This is a genomic window from Prochlorococcus sp. MIT2302, assembly GCF_059772385.1.
On the sequence record NZ_CM186285.1, the window covers coordinates 1,504,026 to 1,521,482 of the forward strand.

General features: G+C 35.5%; 15 protein-coding genes and 1 tRNA gene. 6 read left to right on the top strand and 10 right to left on the bottom strand.

What is annotated here, in order from left to right; genetic code table 11:
• Positions 1 to 70 precede the first annotated feature (70 nt).
• Both smc and AC6EI2_RS08680 read left to right on the top strand, forming a co-directional pair.
• Positions 71 to 3,676 carry a chromosome segregation protein SMC gene (gene smc, locus AC6EI2_RS08675; protein WP_498461949.1) on the top strand — a complete coding sequence of 1,202 codons (3,606 nt, stop codon included), beginning with the start codon at positions 71 to 73 and terminating at the stop codon, positions 3,674 to 3,676.
• Positions 3,677 to 3,734: 58 nt separating this feature from the next.
• On the top strand, positions 3,735 to 4,778 hold the full coding sequence (locus AC6EI2_RS08680) for a PRC-barrel domain-containing protein (protein ID WP_498461950.1): 1,044 nt from the start codon (positions 3,735 to 3,737) through the stop codon (positions 4,776 to 4,778).
• Here AC6EI2_RS08680 and AC6EI2_RS08685 read toward each other — a convergent pair whose 3' ends face one another.
• Positions 4,779 to 6,056, bottom strand: coding sequence for a glycosyltransferase family protein (locus AC6EI2_RS08685; protein WP_498461951.1), 1,278 nt, complete (start codon positions 6,054 to 6,056; stop codon positions 4,779 to 4,781). It abuts the gene before it with no gap.
• 26 nt (positions 6,057 to 6,082) lie between these two features.
• Positions 6,083 to 6,164, bottom strand: a tRNA-Leu gene (locus tag AC6EI2_RS08690).
• A 126-nt stretch (positions 6,165 to 6,290) separates the two neighbouring features.
• Here AC6EI2_RS08690 and accC point away from each other — a divergent pair.
• Positions 6,291 to 7,634 carry an acetyl-CoA carboxylase biotin carboxylase subunit gene (accC, locus tag AC6EI2_RS08695; protein WP_498461952.1) on the top strand — a complete coding sequence of 448 codons (1,344 nt, stop codon included), beginning with the start codon at positions 6,291 to 6,293 and terminating at the stop codon, positions 7,632 to 7,634.
• A gap of 13 nt (positions 7,635 to 7,647) precedes the next feature.
• Here the strand turns inward: accC and AC6EI2_RS08700 are convergent, their stop codons facing one another.
• Entirely contained in the window at positions 7,648 to 7,947 is a 300-nt protein-coding gene (locus tag AC6EI2_RS08700; RefSeq protein ID WP_498461953.1) for a YggT family protein, read from the bottom strand.
• Positions 7,948 to 8,034: 87 nt separating this feature from the next.
• Here AC6EI2_RS08700 and psbX point away from each other — a divergent pair, with 87 nt between their 5' ends.
• Both psbX and AC6EI2_RS08710 read left to right on the top strand, forming a co-directional pair.
• Positions 8,035 to 8,205, top strand: a complete 171-nt coding sequence (gene psbX, locus AC6EI2_RS08705; RefSeq protein WP_269609333.1) for a photosystem II reaction center protein PsbX — start codon at positions 8,035 to 8,037, stop codon at positions 8,203 to 8,205.
• A gap of 84 nt (positions 8,206 to 8,289) precedes the next feature.
• Positions 8,290 to 9,261, top strand: a complete 972-nt coding sequence (locus AC6EI2_RS08710) for a Ycf66 family protein (protein ID WP_498461954.1) — start codon at positions 8,290 to 8,292, stop codon at positions 9,259 to 9,261.
• An 11-nt stretch (positions 9,262 to 9,272) separates the two neighbouring features.
• Here the strand turns inward: AC6EI2_RS08710 and AC6EI2_RS08715 are convergent, their stop codons facing one another.
• The 5 genes from AC6EI2_RS08715 to def form a co-directional block, all read right to left on the bottom strand.
• Positions 9,273 to 9,512, bottom strand: a complete 240-nt coding sequence (locus tag AC6EI2_RS08715) for a CAB/ELIP/HLIP family chlorophyll-binding protein (protein ID WP_498461955.1) — start codon at positions 9,510 to 9,512, stop codon at positions 9,273 to 9,275.
• An 8-nt stretch (positions 9,513 to 9,520) separates the two neighbouring features.
• Complete coding sequence (locus tag AC6EI2_RS08720) at positions 9,521 to 11,509, bottom strand: ABC transporter ATP-binding protein/permease (RefSeq protein WP_498461956.1); 1,989 nt, start codon at positions 11,507 to 11,509, stop codon at positions 9,521 to 9,523.
• Positions 11,510 to 11,631: 122 nt separating this feature from the next.
• Positions 11,632 to 11,913 carry a hypothetical protein gene (locus tag AC6EI2_RS08725; protein ID WP_498461957.1) on the bottom strand — a complete coding sequence of 94 codons (282 nt, stop codon included), beginning with the start codon at positions 11,911 to 11,913 and terminating at the stop codon, positions 11,632 to 11,634.
• Between the two features lie 111 nt (positions 11,914 to 12,024).
• On the bottom strand, positions 12,025 to 12,360 hold the full coding sequence (locus tag AC6EI2_RS08730; RefSeq protein WP_498461958.1) for a histidine triad nucleotide-binding protein: 336 nt from the start codon (positions 12,358 to 12,360) through the stop codon (positions 12,025 to 12,027).
• A gap of 69 nt (positions 12,361 to 12,429) precedes the next feature.
• The gene (gene def / locus AC6EI2_RS08735) at positions 12,430 to 13,038 is read right to left on the bottom strand and encodes a peptide deformylase (protein WP_498461959.1); all 609 of its coding nucleotides are present in this window, start codon (positions 13,036 to 13,038) and stop codon (positions 12,430 to 12,432) included.
• A gap of 96 nt (positions 13,039 to 13,134) precedes the next feature.
• Here def and AC6EI2_RS08740 point away from each other — a divergent pair, with 96 nt between their 5' ends.
• Positions 13,135 to 15,060: an alpha/beta hydrolase family protein gene (locus tag AC6EI2_RS08740; RefSeq protein ID WP_498461960.1), complete on the top strand. Its 1,926-nt coding sequence runs from the start codon at positions 13,135 to 13,137 to the stop codon at positions 15,058 to 15,060.
• On the opposite strand, the gene AC6EI2_RS08745 is transcribed toward AC6EI2_RS08740, so the two are convergent.
• The gene (locus tag AC6EI2_RS08745) at positions 15,057 to 16,304 is read right to left on the bottom strand and encodes an aminotransferase class V-fold PLP-dependent enzyme (RefSeq protein ID WP_498461961.1); all 1,248 of its coding nucleotides are present in this window, start codon (positions 16,302 to 16,304) and stop codon (positions 15,057 to 15,059) included. The genes AC6EI2_RS08740 and AC6EI2_RS08745 overlap by 4 nt on opposite strands.
• Entirely contained in the window at positions 16,301 to 17,437 is a 1,137-nt protein-coding gene (sufD, locus tag AC6EI2_RS08750) for a Fe-S cluster assembly protein SufD (protein WP_498461962.1), read from the bottom strand. Before sufD ends, AC6EI2_RS08745 begins: the two co-directional genes overlap by 4 nt.
• Positions 17,438 to 17,457 lie beyond the last annotated feature (20 nt).

A 17,457-nucleotide genomic window follows, 5' to 3' on the forward strand; every position in this document is an offset into this window, starting at 1 on the left:
CTTGTAAATCAGAAAGGCTTGAGTTTTTCTCATATTTCGCTAACGTCATTCTTATTGTGGATGCATTCTATTGGTCCATATCAACCACGTAGATTTGTCTCATTTCAAGTCCTTTGGTGGATCGATGTCGATTCCACTTGAAGAGGGCTTTACAGTTGTAACAGGTCCTAATGGTTCAGGTAAAAGTAATATTCTTGATGGGGTTTTATTTTGTTTAGGCCTTGCAAATAGTCGAGGTATGAGAGCTGACAGATTACCCGACTTAGTTAATAGTGGCGTATTAAAAGCTGGAAAATCCTCAGAAACAAAAGTAACTGTTAAATTTGATTTAACTGATTGGCAGCCCGATGATGCCGAAGAGGGAATAGAACCTACTCAGGAAGGTCCTTGGATTAAGCCTAATCAAAAAGAATGGACAGTATCAAGAAAATTAAAGGTTATGCCGGGAGGATCATATGCTTCAACCTACAGCGCAGATGGTCAGACTTGTAACTTGCAGCAATTACAAACCCAATTAAGGCGCCTAAGGATCGATCCTGAAGGGAGCAATGTCGTTATGCAGGGAGATGTTACTCGAATTGTTTCTATGAGTAATAAAGACCGTAGAGGGCTTATTGACGAACTTGCTGGGGTAGCACTATTTGATGCTCGTATTGATCAAACTCGTACAAAGTTAGATGATGTTTATGAAAGGCAAGAACGTTGTCGCATTGTTGAACAGGAACTTATTCTTTCCAAGCAGCGTTTGCAAAAAGATTGTGAGAAAGCAAGTTTATATAAAGATCTGAAAAATCAATTATTAATTGGCAGAACCCAAGAGTTGGTTTTATCGTATGAAAATGCAAAAAAGGGGTTGGAAAAATTAGATATTGATCATCAGGAATTAATTAAAAAAGAAAAATTAGATGCAGAAAAGTTACTTAAAAATGAAAATGATTTAAGTAAATGTATAGAAAAATTAGATATTTTACAAAAAAATGTGAAAGAACTTGGTGAAGATCAATTGCTCGAAGTTCAAGGTAAACTAGCAGGAATTGAATCTCAACATAGAGAGCTAGAAAGACAAGGTCTTGCACATAAAAATGAAGGACAAAAATTACAGGAATCTAGAAATAATCTAATCCAGAGAAAAAAAGATTATCAAACTGATTTACAAATTAAGTTGAATGAGATTAATCCTAAAGATTTAGAGGAAGCTGACTTAAGATGTAAAGAAGCGGAGGCTTGGGTTGAATCTTCTAGAAGGAAACTTTCAGATGTGGCAGGTCGTTCTGGTGCATGGATAGAAAAACATCAGAAAGCCAGAAATGAACTTCAAAAAATCCGATTGGAATTAGATCCTAAAAGACTAGAGAAACAAAATATTGAAGAAAGTTTATTGCAATTGAATGTTATTTTAAAAGAATTAGAAACTGATCAGAAAACTGATGAATCATCCAATGATAAAGTTCATATAGAAATTAATAATCTGAATAAGGAATGGGATAATATTTTAAGTTCAATATCAATGAAGAAAAAAGAGTTTCAAGAATTAGTTTCTGAGAAAGGCATACAAGAGCGCACTAAATATAGATTAGAGAAGGAACAAGTAAAGCTTCAAAATGATATTGCTCGTTTAGAAAGTAGGAAAGAAATTATATCTGAAAGCCGAGGGACAAATGCAATAACTTTATTATTAAAATCTGGGATAGAAGGTATACATGGACCTGTTGCGAATTTAGGCGAAGTTGAAGATCGTTATCGAATTGCTTTAGAGGTCGCTGCTGGAGCACGACTTGCGCAAGTTGTTGTTGATAATGATCAAATTGCTGCAAAATCAATTGATCTTTTAAAACGAAAAAGAGCTGGAAGATTAACTTTTTTACCTCTTAATAAGATTTTAAAAAACTCTCAAAATAGGTCCGATGTATTTCAGAGATCTGTTCACCTTAGTCTCAATAAAAATACTGGCTTAATTGCAAAGGCTATTGACTTGGTTCAATTTGATTCAATATATAAAGATGTTTTCTTGTATGTATTTGGTGAGACAATTGTTTTCAGTGACTTGTCATCAGCTCGTGATCAAATTGGCATAAAAAGAGCTGTCACTTTAGAAGGTGAATTGTTAGAAAAGAGTGGTGCAATGACTGGTGGAAGTTTAAATAATAGAGCCTTGGGTTTGAGTTTTGGAAGAGCAAAAGATAGCGATGATTGTGATGTATTGAAGATTAGATTATTAGAAATTGGCGAGACCTTAGTCAATTGTCAAAAAAACGAAAGTCAACTAATCCATAAGCTAGATAATCTGAGGACTCATCTAAGTACATTAGAACAAAAGAAAGCAGCACTTGATGCCGAAAGAGAAACTTCTAAAAGATCAAATTCTCCTTTATTGGAACGCCAAAGTAATCGCTCAAAAAGGATTGACGATCTGAAAAAATCTAAAAAAGAAAAGCTATTTCAATTAGAATCAATTAATTCGAGTATTAAACCTTTAGAGGACGTTTTATCAGAAATTGAGAAGGAAGAGAAAACAATAGAAAAATCAAGTGACGCATCTGTTTGGTCTGAATTACAAAATGATTTAGAAGATGCTGATAAAAATCTTCTTGATGTTAGAAATAAAAGAGATGAGATTTCAAATAAGCAATCCCAAAACAAGCTTGCGATTGATCGATTAAATGATCAAGAGGCTTCTTTAATCAGCGAAGAAAAACGTTTAAAGGATTCCATAGATAATCTTGCATCTGCTCATACCGCTTGGCGTGAGCAAAGCAATCTACTCAACACTAATCGTCAAGATTTGATCAATCAACAGAAAGATTTAGAAATTCGCTTTGGTGAACAACGAAAAGAAAGAGATTGTGTAGAAGCTGATGTAGCTAAAAAAAGATTGAATTTACAAGACATGAAATGGAGTCTTCAACGTTTAAGGGAAGATCAAAAAAACTTGAAGGAAGAAATGCGTATGGAAACCATTAGATGTAGTGAATTAGAGAAAAAGCTTCCAAATCCAATGCCCATGATCTCAGATGAAATTAGAGATCATGGGCTAGAGGCTTTACTGTCTCACTTGAACGCTTTGCAGAAAAAGATGGAAGAATTGGAACCTGTGAATATGCTTGCACTGGAAGAATTGGCCAAATTAGAAGAGAGACTTAATGAACTTGAAAACAGACTTCAAGTTCTCACCGATGAAAGGTCACAGTTATTGCTCAGAATAGAGACTGTTTCAACCTTGCGTCAGGAAGCTTTTATGGAGGCTTTTCAGGCAGTTGATATTCATTTTCGTGAAATTTTTTCAAGTCTCTCTGAGGGTGATGGACATTTGCAACTGGAGAATTTTGATCAACCTTTGGAAGGTGGTTTGACTTTGGTTGCTCATCCAAAAGGTAAACCTGTAAGACGGCTTGCGGCTATGTCAGGAGGAGAAAAATCATTAACTGCTTTGAGTTTTCTTTTTGCCTTGCAACGTTTTAGACCTTCCCCTTTTTATGCTCTCGACGAAGTAGATAGTTTTTTGGATGGAGTCAATGTTGAAAGGTTAGCCTCTTTAATCTCCGAGCAAGCTGAGCATGCACAATTTCTTGTCGTAAGTCATAGAAGACCTATGATTGGAGCCTCAATGAGGACTATTGGAGTTACGCAAGCGAGGGGAAATCATACTCAAGTTGTTGGGTTGCCAATCGCAGCTTGATTGAATTTACTAAGATGGTCCAAAATGGTTTTACCTGTTTCATTACTCCATATTTGAGTTGACCAACACTCAAGCCCAACAAGAATCACCATCAGCTGTTCCAAGTGACAGATTATGGCTTCGCTCTGAGTTAATGGGGACTCAGGTTATTACTCGTGATACTGGACGAAGGCTTGGCTTAGTGGGAGAAGTGGTTGTTGATCTTGATCGTAGAGAGGTTGTTGCTTTGGGACTACGAGATAATCCTTTAACACGTTTTTTACCTGGTTTGCCTAGATGGCTGCCTCTTGATCAGATCCGTCAAGTAGGGGATGTGATTTTAGTAGATACAACAGACTCCTTAAATGAAAACTTTGTTCCCGAAAAATTTAATAAAGTTATTAATTGCCAGGTAATTACTGAATCAGGAGATCAGTTGGGAAGAGTACTTGGATTTTCTTTTGATATTGAAACAGGAGAATTACTTACTTTAGTTATGGGAGCATTAGGCGTTCCTTTATTAGGCGAGGGAGTTTTAAGTACTTGGGAAATGCCTGTTGATGAAATAGTGAGTAGTGGCCCAGATCGAATAATTGTTTATGAGGGAGCTGAAGAGAAATTAAAACAATTAAATAGCGGTTTTCTTGAAAAGCTTGGTGTAGGCAATTCGGGATGGGAAGAAAGCGAAAGAGATAGGTATAGAGTTAATCTTGTCCCAGTTGAAAATCAATTAGCTTCTGGCGATAGTGAAAATGATGATCAACGTCTACTAGAACAATCCCAAGAGGAAATCTTTGAAGAAGAAGAGATGGAATATGTAGAATTAAAAGATTCAGAAGAACAACAATATGACCAAGAATTAAGATATCTTGATGAAACTAACCAATCATCAATTTACTCCGAAATTGATGCAGATGATGTTGGCAATAATCAATCACAATTAAACAATAAGAATGACAGTTTTCAAGGTAATATAGCTTCTCCAAAAATTAAAAATAGATCAAAAATTACCAGAGAACAAGAACCTATAGATGTAGAACCCTTAGATGAATTATCTATCAAAGAATCTCAAGATTCTAAAACCAAGGATAACGAACTTTTAGATATTGAAGATCCATGGTAATTATTTTAAAAATTTCTTTTCTTCTAAAAGATTAATAATTTGCTGACAAAATTTTTTTGTTGCCCCTTTATTGCCTCTGAGTGCTTGAAGATCTTGTTTTTGACCAGAAAGCCTTGAGGGAGAATTTAGCCAATCAATAGTTTCTTTAGCTATTTGTGATGGGGTTATATTGCCGATTCTTTCCGGGACAATCATCCTTTCTGCAGAAATATTTGGCCAAGCCAGGAAACCTCTATTTTTTAGTTTTACTAGGCTAATTATTAATCCTATGAACCATTTCAAAATTGGCAATCTAGCTATTAAGCCTAGGAAACCATCCCATGCGTCCATTACTAAAATATGCTGCGTAGGTACAACGACTATCATCGGAATATTTAATGATCCTAGCTCGGCAGTGTTTGCGCCTACTGTCGTTAGGGCAATATCACATTGGCTAAGATCACTATATGCTGGATGCTTTTCTTGTATAAAAATGACTGTAGAGTTAGTAGTAACTAATATTCCTCTCTCTTCTTTATCATTGGCTTTATTAATTGATTTGATACCAGACGTATATTGCTTAGAAATTGGATTTTTGCTACTACCAAAGTAATTAATTTCATCTAAGTTTGTGGTAGGAGCAATAGGTATTAAAAACTTACATTCTGGCATTAACTCGGATATTTTATCTGCCACATCAAGAAAAAAAGGTATTCCAATTTTTAATTTCGCGCTTTTTGAACCTGGCATGAGTGCAATCCACTTGCCAGCAGGGAGGGGGTTATCAATTTTTGCAGTTTCATTTAAGTCAGCTGTGAGGTCTCCAATTACAGAACAACGATTTTGAATTTGTTTAGGTACTTTTTCAACAATCTTTTCTGACATTGCGAGGATACGATTATTCCAAAAAGGCCATCTCACAATCCACTCTGCATATGTCATATTCAAATATTTCAATCTTGCTGATAGTAGAACGCTCCAAAATTGATCTCCGCCTAAAAAAATTACTAACCCTTGGGAAGGCCATGAACCAAATTTTTTAGGATGAATAAGAAGCTTTAAGAAATTATTTGCCTTTATTATCTTTTCAAATAGAAACCAATCTTTTGCCACAATAGCTTCATGACCAGTGGCATTTGGGCATGGAACTAATACCAAATTTAAAGATATCGGAGAATTATTTGCTTTTGGTCTTAACGCTATTTGCTGATGAAGTTCTTGGGCTATTGGTTTAACCCATGTAGATAGTTCGCCTGGTCCATTTGAGATGAAAATAATTGCTAAAGAATTACTACTCATTTACAGATGAGCATCAGCTTTAATAATGCGGATGGCGAGACTTGAACTCGCAAGGCCGAAGCCACATGTTCCTTAGACATGCGCGTATACCAATTCCGCCACATCCGCAAGTTAACTCAGTTAAGCACTAAGTAACCATGATCATAATGCTAAACCTATTAAGCTTCTACCTAATTGGTTTTAATCTTGGGTACCAATACTGATACGATCCGGCTGAAGACCTAATAATTTTGAATGCCCATAGGCAAATTGCTAATAGCTAATCGTGGCGAAATAGCTTTAAGAATTCTCCGGAGTTGTCGTGAGATGGGGATAGCAACTGTTGCTGTTTACAGTACGGTTGATAAAAATGCTTTACATGTTCAATTAGCTGATGAGGCGGTATGCGTTGGAGATTCGCCTAGCAGTAAGAGTTATTTAAATATCCCGAATATATTAGCTGCAGCGACCTCGAGAGGTGTAGATGCTATTCACCCAGGGTATGGTTTTTTAGCCGAGAATGATCGATTTGCAGAGATTTGTGGGGATCATGGGCTTATTTTTGTTGGTCCATCACCCCATGCAATTCGTTCTATGGGGGATAAGTCAACGGCTAAAACGACCATGCAAAAGGTGGGAGTTCCTACCGTACCTGGAAGTGAAGGTTTACTAGATAGTGTTTCAGCTGCATCCAAGCTTGCCTCTGAAATGGGTTATCCAGTCATGATTAAAGCAACTGCAGGAGGTGGTGGAAGAGGCATGCGTTTAGTAGGACATTCAGATGAATTGGAGAATCTTTTTAAAGCTGCGCAAGGGGAAGCAGAAGCTGCATTTGGAAATCCAGGTTTGTATATGGAGAAATTTATTGATCTCCCAAGACATGTTGAGGTGCAGATTCTTGCTGATCGTTTTGGTAACGTTGTTCACCTTGGAGAAAGAGATTGCTCGATTCAAAGACGGCATCAGAAATTATTAGAGGAATCACCAAGTCCAGCTTTAGATGATAACTTAAGAATCAAGATGGGAGAAGCAGCTGTTGCAGCTGCAAAAAGTATCAATTATGAAGGTGCTGGGACAGTGGAATTCCTGCTGGATCGCCATGGAAACTTCTACTTTATGGAGATGAACACTCGAATACAAGTAGAGCATCCAGTAACGGAATTAGTTACTGGTATGGATCTAATAGCAGAACAATTACGTATTGCAGGCGGGGAAAAATTACAATTTAGTCAGTCAGATATTAAGCTTGAGGGCCATGCAATTGAATGCAGAATTAATGCCGAAGATCCTAGTCATAATTTCAGACCCTCTCCTGGCAAAATAACAGGCTGGTTGCCACCTGGTGGCCCAGGTGTAAGAGTAGATAGTCATGTGTACACGGGTTACGATATTCCTCCTTTTTATGATTCTTTAATAGGAAAATTAATAGTTTGGGGACGAGATAGAGAAGCTGCGCTTAAACGAATGGAAAGAGCTTTAAACGAATGTGCAGTAACAGGAATTACAACTACTATTGATTTTCATTTAAAATTATTGCAGAGAAAAGAATTTGTAAAAGGCGATGTTCATACAAAGTTTGTTGAACAGGAAATGTTATAAACAGCTCTTAGGATCAAAATATAATTTGTGTTAGTAAACCTTGTTGGCCAAGAAATAATTCACGAAAAAGACTTAAGAGACCCACCCAAATAATTGGGGTAACATCTACCCCTCCTATAGGAGCAACAATTTTTCTAGTAGCTATCAGTATGGGCTCAGTTGGTAAGAAGATAATTGGCCAAAAACCAGTTCTTAAATCTATTTTTGGATACCAAGTCAAAATAATTCTGAGAAGGAATGCAAGGGTTAGCAAACCTATAAAAAAACCCATTAAAAAATGCAGGGTTGGAAGACTTTTAATTAACAGAGGCATCACAAAGCTCAAAGCATTATTGAATAGATGGTATAAATCATCTTTTATTGCGTAAGATTACTCGGTCTTGCATAAGAATTAGCTGAAATGGCTTTTCATTTATTAAATTTGTTCCTTAGCGCTGGAGCTTCCAGTCAAGCTGCAACAAGTTCTGCTGTGGGGATGATAGGCAGTTTTCTTGCGGCTGGTGCCTTGATAGTTGCACCTGCAGCAGCTGCATTGATTTGGGTTAGCCAAAAAGATGCATTGAGTAGATAGCCCTAGCAATCACCTGTTTATGCCATAGACTGATAGCAATAAGGGTTGGTTTCAACCTGAAAATCTTTATTTAAGAGGGCAAACTTGGTCAATGCCAGTCTAAATTGGGCCAGCATTGTTGGCATAGTTCTTGCTGTATGCGGAGCTGGCTTATATTTTCTCAGATCTTTTAAGCCAGCATTGGCGAGAGATTACGATGTATTTTTTGCCGCTATAGGTTTGCTCTGTGGCGGAATACTTTTTTTTCAAGGATGGCGTTTAGATCCTATACTTCAGTTTGGACAATTTTTGCTTGCAGGTACTACTGTATTTTTTGCTTATGAGAGTGTTCGACTAAGAGGGATTGCAACCGATCAAGCACGTAGATCTTCATATTTTGATGATGAACTTGAGTTGCCAAGATCTTCTAGGGGAGGTTTGTCTGATGCAGGCTCTGATAGGGATTATGGTCGATTTGAGGAATCTCAACCTATCAATAGAAGATTTTCAGGTAGGGATGAGTATCAAGAAGAGTATGCAGACGATGAAAGTTATGGAAGACGTCCATCTAGGGCTGTCATACCTGAGCAAGCTGTAAGTAGAAGGCCAAGAGATATCGATTCTTCAAGAATTAATTATCGAGGAGATGAGAGAGAAAGGAGAATGGAAAGGTTTAATAATCCAGAATCTTCTTCAGCAAGATCTTCAAATTTTGGAGAAAGGCGAATTAGCCGTCAAGAGAGCAGAAGAGGAACTCGTCCTTCTGCCAGTAGAGAAACTTCAAGTAGTAGAAGAAATGATATACCTAACACCTCACAACGATCTTCATCATCGACTAACACTAATGATTTAACAAGACCTTCCTACAGATCTAGCAGGTCTCCTAAAACTGATAAAAATATTGAAGACGCGGCTTTTTCTAGTGTTGATAAGGCTGTAAAAAGAACTAGTAGAGGGCCTGAACAAAATTCTGGTGCAAAACCTGCTTCTAATAAAAGATCATCTTCTAAAGGTACGTATTCATCATCTACAAGAAAGTCGAGACCTAGAGATAACAATTCAAGATTTGATGATTAAGCAAAAAATTATCATTTACTAATTATTCCAGCCCATTCTAAAAAAGATGTCTTGCTAATTGCTTCTACAATTAGAACTGCCATTAGACCGATCATTGCAAATCTTCCATTAATTCTTTCTGCGTATCCACTCCATCCAAATTCAGGAATATCATTTGTGGTTGCACTAGATGAAAGATCTTTCGTTTCTGAATCAGTTTGCTCTGGCTCAGTTGATTGAATATCTTGAGTTGTTTCAGTATTTGAGTTCATAGAAATAACTAGTTCTCGGTAAATTGGTAACTTGTAGCAGGCAACAATCGCCAACATGCATTCTCAGTTATTTCAAGTACATTTTCATGATAGTTCTTCAAGGTTGGCCTATGTCCAACGCTAATGCAAGCCATCTCGCGATGGTTAAGAAGTTCATAAAGATGTTTTTCTGTGTTGACGTCTAATGCACTGGTTGCTTCATCTAAAACAACGTATTTAGGTGAATTCAACAAAAGTCTTGCAAAAGCTAACCTTTGTTGTTCTCCAAGAGATAAAAGCCTTTGCCAATCTTGTTTAATATCTAGGTCGGGATACCTTTGAATGATTTGAGGTAACTTGACTTCATCTAGAACGGCTTTTAAATGATCATCGCTAAATCTGTTTTTATCTAATGGGTAGCAAAGCTGCTCTCTCAAAGAGCCAAGAGTCATATATGGTTTTTGTGGAATAAATAGTAGATCACCATTTGAGGGTGTTTCTATGGTGCCGGATTGAATTGCCCAAAGACCACTAATAGCTCGAAGTAAAGACGTCTTACCGCATCCAGAGGGTCCTACGACAAGTAAACTTTGACCTGATTCGATACTTAGATTTAATTCATTAATTAGGAAATTCTCTTTCCCAGGGGTTTTGATACTTACATTCTTTAGAACAATAGAATCGTTGGTTTTAATTTCTGCTTTGAAGTCAGCAAACTGATTATTTCTAATCTCATTCATGTTTGATTGAAACCCTTCAAGTCTGCCTATCGAAGCTGAGAATCTAGCCAAAGCCTCTATTTTGTAAATGATAAAAAAGAGTGATCCCTCGAGAAGGTTATAGTTTAAATTGGCTTGTTGAAAACTTCCATAGTCCATTTGCCCACTAAGAATTGGCCCTGAAAGAATAATGAAAGGAATAAAAACACTCCCATATATTCCAGAGCGTTGGAGCACTCTTAATAATGCTTCCCATATTATTAAAAGATTAAAGTTATCAACCACAGACTTCAGTCTTCTACTGACTTCTTTTTCTTCTTGATTTTCACCAGAATAAAAAGCTATTGATTCTGCGTTGTTTCTCACGTGAACAAGACCATAACGAAAATCAGCTTCAAATCGTAATTGATCATAATTTAATTTGAACAATTTTCTACTAGCAAAAAGTAGTAAAGATGAAACTAATGTGGCGTAAACTATCAGAGCAAGTGTTAGCTCTTTACTAATACTCAGCAAAATAAAAATGTTTAGTGAAAATACTAATAATGAATCAAAAATATTCAGCGATAGGTCAATTGTTTGAGCAGTAAAGTCTCTGGCATCTTCTGTGATTCTTTGATCTGGGTTATCGACATTCGTTTCAGATTCATCGTTGGGATTTAATATGTAATATGTTCTATCATCTAAGTAATCATTTATCAGGCTTTTAGATAACCACTCTCTCCATAAAAGCTGAAGCTTTGCTGAAAAATAAAATTGGAAGCTTCTTATTGGAAGAGCTGCAATAAAACAAATACCAAGAATCCACAAGTTTTTATAACTTTCTTGTTCATCTTTCTGTATTAATGCGTTAGTAATATCCCTTACAAGAAAAGTGATTCCAGCGTTGATTCCGTTGACAGACAACAACATTAATATGATTACGCCTAGTAAAAGCCAAGGCAGCCATCTTTTTTGCCTTAACTGACCACGAACTGTGATGAATGAAAAAATTCCTAAGGCAAATAAACTTGAAATTATTATTCCTGAAGGACCTTCCCAAATGACCTTTAAGGAATTTTGGACACCTCCTAAAAACTGATTTGTTATCTCTGGAACTACGTTGCTTAGCAGGCTCATTAAACCTGTAAGTAAAAATAGAACTGTACCTCCTACACAAAATAATAAAGCAATTAATAAATAGACAAATAGCCAGCCATTGTTTTTTGTATAAGGTAAAAAATATGGTTGAGTAAGCTTTCTTAATTTAATAAGTTGGCTTACGAGTCCTTTTTGAGCTTTCGAAATTGATGAGGTCATATTAATTAGATTATTTCAAAGTCAATAAATACTTGATTAGTAATAAGGCTAACTTATTTTTTAAAGTTAAATTTTACACTTTTTGAGAGCAGAAACTCATCAAAGTCATTTATTTGTATATCCTAGCTAAAACCCAAATATGTTTTTATTATCATTGGTATTGGTAGCGAAGAAATAAGCTGCATATCAAAAGAGTGAACAGCTGGGATAGTTTGATCTAAAGCCCAAATAACCAAAAAAGGTGCATTCAGAATTATCTGCCATTGCCATTTGTAAGTTAAGATTGCCCATATTTTTTTTAAAATGGTCTGCTGTTTGTCACTAAGTTTTGACCAATAATCTTGTAAATTGGTGCTTATTTTATTTATAAGGCTGTTTTTATCCGCAGCAGTTTGGGAATCCATTTGACGCTATTAATTAGATATCTTATAGCGCATATATGGGTGAAGCTGAGTCGATAACTAAGCCAGTAGTGCGATCGTGTCAATAGCTAGAAAATCATGAAAATTGAGGATTTACCCTGGTGGCCAACTTAATTCCCTTCCGCCAATGAGGTGGATATGTAAGTGAAAAACTGTTTGGCCTGCTCCCTCTCCAGTATTGATAACTGTTCTCCAACTTTCTAAACCAACAGCATTAGCAATTTCAGTTCCTTTTAAAAGTAAATGGCCTAGTAATTCTTGATCTTCTTTTTTTATCTCTTTAAGGCTTTTAATGGGTTTTCTTGGAATTATTAAAATATGAGTAGGAGCTTGAGGAGTTATGTCTTTAAAAGCCAAGCATTTCTCGTCACTAAAAACCTCATCACAAGGTATTTCACCGCTGAGAATTTTATCGAAAATTGTTGCCATTAAATCAGAAGCGATGCATATAGTAAGAATCTAAGGCGATTCTTTGTAGTTTGAATTGACATTAGTCTTTCAATCGGATTCTTTTATAACATCTTGTTCGTTGAACTTATTTTCTGTTAATTGTTTTTTTAGCTCATCTTGATCAGTAACTTTATCAACAAATAAAACTCCATTGAGATGGTCAATCTCATGCTGAACGCATCGTGCCATGAGACCCTCAGCATTCATTTTTTTTGGTCTACCCATCTCGTCTCGATAACTAAATTTAATCGAGGAGGGCCTTACTACATTGAGATAAACACCAGGTATGCTTAGACATCCTTCTTCATAAGTATCTAAGCTGGCACTAGAGGAAATTATTTCAGGGTTGATAAAAATATTTGGATGGGTATGTGGATCTTCAAAATTTAAATCAATTACAATTATTCTTTTTTGCACTCCAACTTGTGGTGCTGCTAAACCAATTCCTTTCGCTGAATACATGGTTATGAGCATATCTTTCGCAAGCTTTCTAATTGAATCGTCAACCTTTACTATGCGATTAGCAGGAGTCCTTAAGGTTTCTTCACCAAGCATATAAATCTTTAAAGGAGGATTTTTTACAGCTTCTTTAGGGACTGTATTAAGAGTTTTCTTTTTTTCTGCATTTTTTGCAAGTTGAGCAAAACTTCCAGCCAAAGGAATATCAGAAGAACATCAATTGTTACTTTACTTTGTTTTCACTGATATGAGCGAATTAATTATCGACTCTCAACATGAACTAAAAACTAAACAATGACAATTTTGGATGCTGAAAAAGTTTATGGAGATGCCCCCATATTTAAAGAGCCTCAGATCATAGGTGACTGGGTTTTATGGTTAGAACAAAGACCACAAGAAAAGGGCAGAACTACAGCTTTAATTAGACCTTGGAGACAAAAAGATTTATCACCTCAAGAGTTAACACCTTATCCAAGTGATCTAAGGACAAAAATTCATGGTTATGGTGGTGCCCCTTTAACAGCTACTTTAAATGGATCAGATCTTATATTAACTTGGGTAGACAATAAAGATAACTGCTTATGGATGAGAACTTGGTCTTCTGAAGATGCAAATGAAAAATCTTCTTCTTTTAAATTAATACCAAAAATACAATCAATTTGTCTTTCAAAAAAACATAATTATTTTCTTGCGGGTGGGGTGATTGACCTTCAACAGAATATTTGGATTGGATTGATGGAAGATGAAGAAGGAGATCATATAGTTTCTTATTCTTTAGAGAAAATTGACCAATATCCAAAATTTATTTATTCATCTAAGTCCCTTTTAGGCTATCTTGCGCTGAATTGTAAAGATAGAAAATTAGCATGGCTTGAATGGGAAAATACTTCAATGCCTTGGGATTTAAATGAATTAAAGTTAGCTAAATTGGATGAGAGAGGAAATATAATTAATACACTAACTGTTAATAAAGAATATTTAAATCTGACAAAAAGAATATCATTTTTTAATCCTATTTGGTCTGGTAAAGGTGATCTATTTGTTGCTGAAGATAGTAGTGGATGGTGGAATTTAACAAAGATTAAAACTGACACTAATAATAATTCAATTACTATTTTTCAGAATCAATGGACTATCAGGGCTGAAATTGCTTTTCCACAATGGGTCCTTGGGATGTCTAGCTTTTCATGTCTCGGGGATGATGTTGTTGGTGTTTTTGCTCAAGAAGGAATTTGGACTTTAGCTTTATTTCAAAAAAATGGTTACATTCAAATTATTGACCAACCTTTTATTGAGTTCTCAGGTCTTCATTCGTTTCAAAATCGACTTGTTGCAATTGCCAGTAGTTCAGAAATAAGTGAAGGTATTTTTGAAATAGATTTATTGAGTCAAAGTTGGGATCATACTCCTGCCTCTTCATTTAGTTTGGACCCAAAGCAAATAAGTATTGGCGAATCTTTTTGGTTTTCCGGATCAAATGAAGAGAGTGTGCATGCTTGGTATTATCCACCTCTTAATAAAGAAATCTTGTTACCTCCATTATTAGTGAAAAGTCACAGCGGTCCTACTGGCATGGCTCGTTGTGGATTGGACCTAGAGGTGCAATTTTGGACATCGAGAGGTTGGGCCGTCGTTGATGTTAATTACCGAGGTTCTTCTGGTTTTGGTAGGGAATATAGAGATCGATTGAAAGGTAATTGGGGTGTAATCGATGTTTTGGATTGTGCTAAGGCAGCTCAGTCATTGATTGATTCTGGTAAGGCTGATAAGGAGCGTATTGCGATTGTAGGGAGTAGTGCATCGGGTTATACAGCTTTAAATTGCTTGGTATCAACTGACATTTTTAATATTGGAGCATGTAAATATGCTGTAACTGATTTGATAGGCATGGCTAATTCAACCCATAGATTTGAGGAATTTTATTTAGATTATTTAATAGGAAATATCCAAATTGATTATGAAAAATATGTTCAAAGATCACCAATTAAAAATGTTGATTTTATCAAAAAGCCATTGATTTTGTTTCATGGCTTAAAAGATAAAGTTATACTTTCTGATCAATCTATTGCAATTAAGGATCAATTAATAAAACGTGAAATCCCAGTTGAAATTTATTTATTTAATAACGAAGGTCATGGATTTAAGGATGGAAAAATAAAAGTTGATGTTTTAAGAAAAACAGAGGCTTTTTTTAGAAAATACCTAAATATAAATGTTTAAGAATTTTTCCTTAAAAAAGAAATTACTGATTTAATTTCTTCAGTAAGAGAATCAATTTCTGATGGAGTAGATGTAAAGCTCAAACTTGCTCTGGCTGTGCTTTTTATCCCATAGAAGCGATGCAGTGGTTGGCAGCAATGATGACCGCTTCTTATGCAAATGTTATTGCTATCGAGTAACTCAGCCAAATCATTGGAGTGTATCCCCTTTATGTAAAAGGTAGCTAATGGTCCTCTATCAGCTTTAATTAGAGGGCTAGGCCCAAGAATCGTTAAATCATCTATCTCCTCTAATTTTTCAAAAAGATATTTTGTTAATTCTTTCTCATAATTATTGATTTCGTTCAATCCAATTGATTGCAAATAATTAAGTGCGGTTCCCATTCCAATTGCTTCTCCTATGGCTGGAGTTCCTGCTTCGAATTTATGCGGTAAGTCTGCCCATGTGCTTTTATCCATAAACACTTCGTTAATCATTTCTCCTCCTCCAAGGAAGGGGGGAATTCTCTCCAAAATTTCTTCTCTACCCCATAAAAATCCTATTCCTGTAGGACCGCAAAGTTTATGAGAAGATCCTGCCAGAAAATCAATACCTAATTTCTTTACATCTACGGGCTTATGAGCAAGACTTTGACAGGCATCTAGAAGAACTAAGCTACCTTTTTTATGTGCAAGGTCAGTAATTTCCTCGATAGGATTACAACAACCTAATGTATTACTTACATGAACAAGACTGACTATTTTAGTTTTATCACTCAATTTCTTTTTAAAATCATCAAGATCTAATTCTCCATTTTTGTCGATATTGATATAGATTAGTTTGCATTTTTTCGCGATTGCAATCAATTGCCATGGAACTATATTACTATGATGCTCCATTAAACTTATCAATATTTCGTCGCTTTCTTTAAGTTCAGAATTTCCCCATGCATAAGCTGCAAGGTTTATAGCTTCGGTTGCATTTCTAGTGAAAATAATTTCTTTTTCATTATTGCTATTAATAAACTTTGCTGTTAACTTTCTTGAATGTTCGAATTTTTGTGTTGCGATTGCACTCAGCTGATGAGCACCTCTATGAACATTAGCATTTTCAAAGCTGTAGTATTTTTTTAAAGAATCAATTACTGCTTGTGGCTTTTGACTAGTAGCAGCATGGTCTAAATATACTAAATTATTATTATTCCCAGCAAATAGTGGAAAATCATTTCTACTTTTTTCAGCAATCTTTTGTACTAAATCGTTCACTTTTTTATATCTCGTATTAATTTATCAATTAAATTCCATTTTCCAGCACTTTTACGAAAGTGTGAAATCACTTCATCACAATATCCTTTTAATAGCAAAGAATTAGCATCTTGATTATCAATACCTCTACTAAGTAAATAAAATAATTCCTCATCTTGGAGTTGGCTTACAGTTGCTCCGTGAGTACACCTGACATCATCAGCAACTATCTCAAGTTCTGGTTTTGTATCTATCCTGGCGCGCTTGGAAAGTAATAAATTTCTACTGAGCTGAGCAGCTTCTGTTTTTTGTGCTTTTTGCGGAACGTCAATCGAACCATTGAAAATGCAATGGGAATATTCAGAAGCGATGGCTTTTTGTAATTGGTCAAGCTTTCCATTTGGGCCATCAAATCTAATTAAAGAATGTGTTGCTATTTGCTCTTTTGATTTAGTGACTTGAAGCCCTCTGATATTTGTGGAAGCTTCTCCTTTGCTTTGAATTATTCTGGGTTCAAATCGAGCATAATTCCAACCATGATGAATTGAATTAAGAGAATATTTACTCTCCTCTGCTTGTTCTACAGCTAAAGTACAAATTGAGGAGGATTCTTTTTCTTCACCAAAAGAAATTAACCCATGAGTTAGCTCTACGTTTGGTTCTAGTTTGATTTCAATTAAATGATTATGTGCTGAATTATTGTTACCTAGAAAAATTTGCAAAAGATCTAATTTTGCTCCCTCTTCTATAAGCAGAAAGATCCTAGTCGAGGTTGATTTTTTATCTACTGATGGAATTACAAGTTCTAATGATTGATTGAAATTACTTTTAACCTTTAAAGCTAAAACCTCCAAACTAGATGCCTGATTTAGATAGACTGAAAAGTCATTCTTTATGTTTGTTGACTTAACTATTTTGCCAAGATTATCTTCAATTTCTCTACTATTTAATTTTTCAATTCCATCAGGCAAATTAATATTTAGAATTGGATTTTTATTAGGAATAATTATAATTCTCTCTCTGTTTTTATCCTTCTCGGGGAAGTTAGATTCAACTTTACTATCTTCTTTATCAACCATTGTTGGTAAAGATAAAAAAGTATTTAGCCTATTTAAATTGGATAATCTCCACGCTTCATCATCTTTAGAGGGCATTCCTTGCTCTAAGAGGAATG